This window comes from Microvirga sesbaniae, assembly GCF_025460805.1.
GTDB lineage: Bacteria > Pseudomonadota > Alphaproteobacteria > Rhizobiales > Beijerinckiaceae > Microvirga > Microvirga sesbaniae.
In genome coordinates, this window is sequence record NZ_JAMXFJ010000089.1 from 1 (window position 1) to 6515 (window position 6515).

Sequence of the window (6515 nt, forward strand, 5' to 3'; positions counted from 1 at the left end):
GCTCGGCTTGCCAAGACAATGCGGCTCCATCTTCGCCCATTGGGCGTCCGTCAGTACAAAGCGGTCCATCCAGAGCGTGAATCACACTCGCGCCCAAAGGGGAATCCCAAATCCCCACAGGCCTTAGTCGGGCTTCGTCTATGTGGCCTTTGTGATCGACGCCTTCGCCCGCAGGATCGTGGGCTGGCGGGTGTCGCGCACGGCCCGGGCCGAGTTCGTGCTCGATGCCCTGGAGCAGGCTCTGCATGAGCGCCAGCCCTGGCGAGCCAGCCTCATCCACCATAGCGACAGAGGGGTCCAAGACGTGTCACTGAAGGACACCGAGCGCCTCGCCGAGGCTGGGATTGAGCCATCGGCCGGCAGCGTCGGGGATGCGTACGACAATGCTCTGGATGCGACCAGTATGTCAGATTCTTCGAAGACTGCGCCGCTCGGAAGAACGCGTGCGGACCACAAGCCGTCTACGAGTTCCTCACCAAGGCAATTCTCTCAGCGCCACTGAAGAGAACAAACGCGGACAAGACTGCAACTCCTGCTGGCGCCTAACCCCGCTGCGCTGGTAATCCCATTCTCACTGAAGTATGCGATACTGTTCAAATGACCTATTCCCGCGGAATCGACGCCAATGTTCCAAGCTGGCACAGGGTCCGAGACAGAGTCATAAATCATTTCGCCGGATCGCTGCACGCTATCTGCAGAGCACCCGATGTCCTTATGTGGTGAAAACGCATTCGGTATAAGTTCTTCAGGAGCCCGTCGCAGCACCTTGTAAAAGAGTCACGAAGATATTTGCTCAACGTTGATAGCCAGGTGAATTGGTCATGCAAGATTGCCTGCCTGGATAAGATCAGACAGACGCAGCTAACCTGCTGCTGCTCGCTATGATCGAAGAGAGGTGATCTCCCAAATCTCGCGCGACACCGGTGTCGATCGCAGCCGCACCGACTGACAATCTGGCTGCAAGGAGGGGTAAGGAGCGCTCTGACATCGGATGGAGTGCGTCGCCGCACATCGGCCGCATGTGCGCGCCTCTACACCGAACCTGCGATGCCGGAACACATCGCATGCGCTCTGGTGAAAGGTCTGGTGCTCAGCCTTTTGCCGGGGCGCTTCGTACTTGTGCACAGCATTCGGTTGCACTTCCGATGTTCGTAGTTCATTGTAGCGGCGTGGTGTTGCAACCGGCATCACACAAGCACCCTGGCAGCGATCTCCGCACGGCTAACTCTGTCAGGGCGTTCTCATGTGTGAGTTCCAGGCCGCATGTCAGCTCTTGGAGGGCCCAACGTCTGGCGTGGCATTTCGCTACCCACGTCGTGCCGCCTCAAGCAGCATAGAAGATGGGGGTCGCGCGTCCAATCCGATGCGTCTGCCCTGCGCCTGGCGCTCTATTCAGCAATTCCTCTAACGAGCAGGCGGTTGACCGCTTCGACGACCCGCTCATGCTCCTCCTCCGAGAACGGGCTGAGGTCATGCATCTCGAGGCTGTTCAGGCCCTCAATAGTCAGCCAGCCTAGAAGCGCCGCGTCCAGATCGTCCGATGTCGCTTTCAAGTCCTCCAGGGTCGCCTGGATGACCTTGCGCACCGGATCAAGCAGGTGCGGGCTCTCGGCCGAGGCGGCCAGGATGCCATTGGCGACCTCCTTCGTCCTGCCCTGACGCAGCTTGAGCAACGCCGCCGTGCACAGGCGGGCTTCCAAGTTGTGCCCGGGCTCAGCTTGAGCGCGGAGTGTCTCCCGCTCTGCCGCAACCTCGTCGACGATGCGCTGGACCATGCCTTGGAGTAGCGCGTCCTTGGTGGGAAAGTTGTAGAGAAGCCCACCCTTGCTGAGACCGGCCCGCTCGGCCACGGTGTCCAGCGTCAGTCGTCCCGAACCGATCTCGCTCACCAGCTCCGCAGCCGCGTCGAGAATCCTCTCGCGGGAACTCTTACGGCCTCGAACACGTCCCGCCATTGCTCTCCTTGCGCTCAACCCATCCGGTAGAAGTGGTTTCGCCATATCGGCGTTCAGCCTTCCAGTGTCAAGGCGAAAGCATGACCGCGCCACCAAGGGTCTCGGTGCGGTTCGCTCATGATGTTGAGATCGGGATTAGCATTACAGAAGCACTACAGATGCTATTTGTGGACGGCTTCCTCCTCGCAAGGGCATCGGGCAAGTACTCTGATCGGATCGCTTGCGCCCATATGTCCGGCCTGTTGTTGTGGTCACACGTGACCACGGCCAAGATGGTTTCCGCGACGTGAGTTCCAAGCATGGGGGCGACCTGTCACAGCCGATAGGATCTACGGAGTTTCTCACATCTCGGATCGATCGATCACACCATCTGCTCACTCCCTTGCAAGTTCCGGCAGCAGCTCAACCCGGGAGGACTTGAGGCCCCCGAGGTCGGGCTGATCTCTAAACTGCGCTCACCCCTGCGGGCGAGGCCGATTTCGCGTTGTAGACCTCGCCTGTCACCATGAGTTTCCAGGCGATCCGCGCGATCTTGTTGGCCAGCGCCACCGCGGCCAGCTTCGGCGGCTTGCGCTTGAGCAATTCCACCAGCCAGGGCGAGGCAGGCGCACACTGGCCGCGCCGCAGCTGTCGGATCACCGCCATGGCGCCGACCACCAGCATGGCGCCGACCACCAGCACGCTGCGCAAGGCCTCGTCGCCCGCCCGGGTGATCACGCCCAGCCGGACCTTGCCGGCGGTGGAGTGATCCTTCGGGGTCAGGCCGAGCCAAGCGGCAAAGTGGCGAGCCGAGCGGAACGCCTCGGGGCTCGGCGTCTTCATCACCAGCCTCGCGGCCCCGATCGGCCCGACGCCGGGGATCTGGGCCAGACGTCGGCTGCACGCATCATCACGATGCCAGGCCATCAGCTTGTCTTCCACCTCTTCCAGCCGGGCCTGCAGCTGAGCGTATTCCTTGGCCTGTATCGCAAACAGCTCCCGCGCCAGAACCGGCAGGGTGTCATCCGCCCGGATCCGCTCCAGCAGCGGTTCGATCTTGCACAGCCCCTTCGCCGCCACCAGCCCGAACTCGGCGGCATAGCCGCGGATCGCATTGGTCAGCTGGGTGCGCTGGTGGATGATACCGACGCAATCCGTCCACCGCTCCGAGTTGAAGCCGTCCTTCCTTCCGATTTGATCCCGTCCAGGGATCGGTCTGAAGAACCCTGCTGCACCGGGTCATTGCGACCTTTCCACCAGAGAGGACGCGATGCCAGCAAACAGAGCGATGACCATGCGACAGATGCGGCAAGTGCTGCGGCTCCACGCCAGCCAAACCAGCGACCGCGAGATCGGCCGGATCGTCGGCGCGGCGCGCTCGACCGTGCGCGATGCCATCCAGCGGGCCAAGGTGGCTGGGCTGGGCTGGCCTGGCCGCTGCCGGACGACCTGACCGATGCCGCCCTTGAGGAGAAGCTGTTCGCCCGGGCGGGCGCCCGGGTCGGCACGCGCCGCAGGCCGGATGCGTGTTTCGCGTGATCTATGTCCGGCAGCCGACGGACCTCCCGTCCTCCGGGCGTGAGGTTCGTCTCAGCGTTCGGGTGCGGCGCTTCTACTGCCACAATCACACTTGCTCGAAGCAAACCTTTACGGAGCCTCTCCGGCGTCTTCTCAAGCCTTATGCCCGACGCACACAGCGACTGGCGAAGGCACAGGGGCGGATCGGCATCGCGTTGGGAGGTGATGCTGCTGCCAGACTCCTTGTCCATCTCGCCATGCCGGCTAGCGCCGATACCATCCTCCGCCTCGTTCGGGATCAGCCACTTCCTACGCGCCAACCGCCGCGCATCGTCGGTGTTGACGATTGGGCGATGAAGAAAGGCCGCACCTATAGCTCCATTCTGGTCGACCTGGAGCGCCGGAAGCCGATTGAGCTTTTGCCCGACCGAACCGCAACGACCTTCTCAGCCTGGCTCCGGCGCACCCCTATGTCAGGATCATCGCCCGTGACCGCTCCAGTGAATACGCCCGCGGCGCTGCCACGGCCTGCAAGGCCATCCAAGTCGCGGATCGTTGGCATCTGCTGTTAAATGCCCGCCAGATGCTCGAGCGCTGGCTGGCAGGAGCCCATGCTCGGTTGCGGCGTCTGCCTCTCATCGAGCGCTCCCCTGGGACCTCAGGACGGCGAACCCGCGCCTACCCTCGGACGCGGGCCGAGCAGGCCGCCAGTACTGACAGCCGGGCTCGTTGGCAGGCTCTCTATGAGGAAGTCCGGCAGCGACATGCCCGTGGAGAGAAGCTGTTGGCGATCAGCCACACGATGGGCCTGGCGCGCGGCACGGTGAGGAGGTTTGCTCAGGCCGAAAGCTTTCCCGAGCGAGCCGTGCGCCAACCGGGGCCGAGTATTCTTGATCCGTATCTCTCCCACCTCAATGCCCGCTTGGCCGCCGGATACGAGAACGCCACTGCCCTCTGGCGTGAACTACGGGATCTCGGCTTTGCCGGCTCCCCCAAGCAGGTCTATCGTTGGATGGCCGAGCGTCGCACGGCTCCGGCGAAAACGACAGCCCGCAAATGGCACTCACCCGGTCCGACACGTTCCGCGGCAGAGGCTTCGCTTCCCTCGCCCAAGCAACTTGCATGGCTTCTTGTGCGCCCTGCGACAGCACTTGATGCAACGGAGGCTGCCGTCCTCGCCCGAGTGCGCCAATGTCCCGAGGCTGCGACTGTGGCCGAGCTCGCCGAGCGCTTCTGCATCCTCATCCGTCAATGTTGTCGTGAGCGCCAGTCCCGTAACAAGGAGCAGACGTCCATCAAGGCTCTGACGACATGGATTGCTGAAGCTCAGTCATCAGGCATCCAGGCTATCGAGACGTTTGCCGCCGGCCTGGAGCAGGACGGAGCTGCGGTTCGCGCGGCACTGACGCAGCCGTGGAGCAGTGGGCAAGCTGAGGGTCAGATCACGCGCCTTAAGCTCCTGAAGCGCTCCATGTATGGACGCGCCAGCTTTGATCTCCTGCGCCGCCGGGTGCTCTTGGCAGCGTAATCCACGCAAAGTGCGGGAGAGCCACACAATCGGGGGAAGATCACCTGGCTCCTGGCCGCCCTAATGAGTTCATCCGCGCAGCCGGATAATTCGCAGGTGGCCTGAAATCCAGCGCCGGCCTCGTGCCACCGCATTATTCAGGGCCGACTAATTAGAGTTTGGAAGCTAAGGGTTTTTCTTGGCCGGGCATTGAGCCTCTGTGCAACCGGATCCAAGGCGCTTTGGCTCTAGGCGAACAGATCTGACTGACCTCTTCGGGAAGTACTGCCGCGGCAAGCCATTAGTGTTCTCGTTGCGTCCCCAACCCCATGGGACCTACGGCAGTCTGCACATGGCCCGTAATCTCTAGGACGAAGGCCTAGAGGTCGGCCGCCGCACCACTCGGCTGATGCGGGAGAACGGCTTGAAAGATCAGCAGAAGCAGCGGTTCAGGCGCACGACCGGCGGCCACCATAGCCTTCCTGGTCCGACGCAACCTTCTTGCGCAGGAGTTCTCGGCCAAGGAACCGAACCAGAGATGGGCGGCCCATATCTCGTCCGTGTGGACGAACGAGAGCTGGCCCTATCTGGCTGTCGCCCTCAATCTTTTCGCCCGCCGGGTGGTCGGCCAGCGGCTTTGGGCCGAGGTTGAGCCTGAGATACAGCAATTCGAGGACAGTTTCAGCATGAGCCCCTAGCCGCATTGCATCCTGCCTCTCTCAGGACCCGAGACCGATCTGTGGATGGTGCTTGATCGTGCCAGTCCGGCATCTTCCTACGGAGCACTCTTCGGAGTTACGTTCATGACGAGCCATGTGCTGACCCCTTGATGCAGGTCGACTACGTAGTCGGCCGCAATGCCGCTGTCCTCGCCATGACCTGACGCGTGAACTGCCGTAACGAGCCGCGAGACCATTGCGCTGCGTCGGTCTGGGGGAAGATCAGGGTCAAAGACCATCATTGTGGCAGTCAGAGCGATGAAGGCATCCGTGACGATCACATGAGGCTGAACGGCCGGATGATTCTTCAGAATGTCCGCCGCGATGATAATTCGCTCGATTTGCATCTCCCGCGATTGGTCACGGCCTTCAACGAGGATATCGACGTAGCCAGACGAGAAACGGCACCGTATCGAAGGAGCATCTTCGCACCGCTTCAGGTCGAGACGGAGCTCGGTCCCGACTCGCGTCAACACGTTATTGACAATCGTGCCGTAATCACCCGGCGCCCAGGTGAAAGGATCCGCCAGAGCAGGCTCCGTCAGCCCAAAAGCTGAGATGAAGCCGCAAGCGGCGATCACCGCTCGATTAGGGAGGCTAATCAATGCATCACCCCACTCAAGTGTTCTCTTGGCATACGATCAAAGATATATTGCCAACTTTGCCTCGGCCCCGCGACGAGGCTGAGCGCTTGCGCTCCGATACTCATTCCAGCTTCTTCCAGCGCAAGCTTCATATTGCCTCCGGTGATGGCAGTGCGGAGAAGATTTGCTGCCTGCGCCTCACACGCAAGCGCCATTGAGACGGCATCGGCCACTTGGCCAAGCACTGGAACGA

At 61.9% G+C, this 6515-nt stretch carries 4 protein-coding genes and 4 pseudogenes; 3 read left to right on the plus strand and 5 right to left on the minus strand.

Features of this window, described 5'->3' with window-relative positions; genetic code table 11:
* Positions 1-130 precede the first annotated feature (130 nt).
* Positions 131-400: pseudogene (locus OCW50_RS32640) on the plus strand (DDE-type integrase/transposase/recombinase); the annotation flags it as partial.
* A gap of 988 nt (positions 401-1388) precedes the next feature.
* Here OCW50_RS32640 and OCW50_RS32645 read toward each other — a convergent pair.
* Entirely contained in the window at positions 1389-1955 is a 567-nt protein-coding gene (locus OCW50_RS32645; protein WP_262266530.1) for a TetR/AcrR family transcriptional regulator, read from the minus strand.
* A 444-nt stretch (positions 1956-2399) separates the two neighbouring features.
* Positions 2400-3077: pseudogene (locus OCW50_RS32650) on the minus strand (IS110 family RNA-guided transposase); the annotation flags it as partial.
* Between the two features lie 127 nt (positions 3078-3204).
* Between OCW50_RS32650 and OCW50_RS32655 the strand changes: the two are divergent.
* The gene (locus OCW50_RS32655; RefSeq protein ID WP_205772617.1) at positions 3205-3387 is read left to right on the plus strand and encodes a hypothetical protein; all 183 of its coding nucleotides are present in this window, start codon (positions 3205-3207) and stop codon (positions 3385-3387) included.
* A gap of 73 nt (positions 3388-3460) precedes the next feature.
* Positions 3461-4980, plus strand: a pseudogene (locus OCW50_RS32660) (ISL3 family transposase).
* A 137-nt stretch (positions 4981-5117) separates the two neighbouring features.
* On the opposite strand, the pseudogene OCW50_RS32665 reads toward OCW50_RS32660, so the two are convergent.
* The 3 genes and pseudogenes from OCW50_RS32665 to OCW50_RS32675 all read right to left on the minus strand — a co-directional run.
* Positions 5118-5292, minus strand: a pseudogene (locus OCW50_RS32665) (IS30 family transposase); the annotation flags it as partial.
* A 442-nt stretch (positions 5293-5734) separates the two neighbouring features.
* Positions 5735-6283 carry a hypothetical protein gene (locus OCW50_RS32670; protein WP_210805039.1) on the minus strand — a complete coding sequence of 183 codons (549 nt, stop codon included), beginning with the start codon at positions 6281-6283 and terminating at the stop codon, positions 5735-5737.
* Positions 6280-6515: HrpF/NolX family T3SS translocon protein (locus OCW50_RS32675; RefSeq protein WP_373371200.1), on the minus strand; the 236-nt coding region annotated here is incomplete at its 5' end. The genes OCW50_RS32670 and OCW50_RS32675, both read right to left, overlap by 4 nt.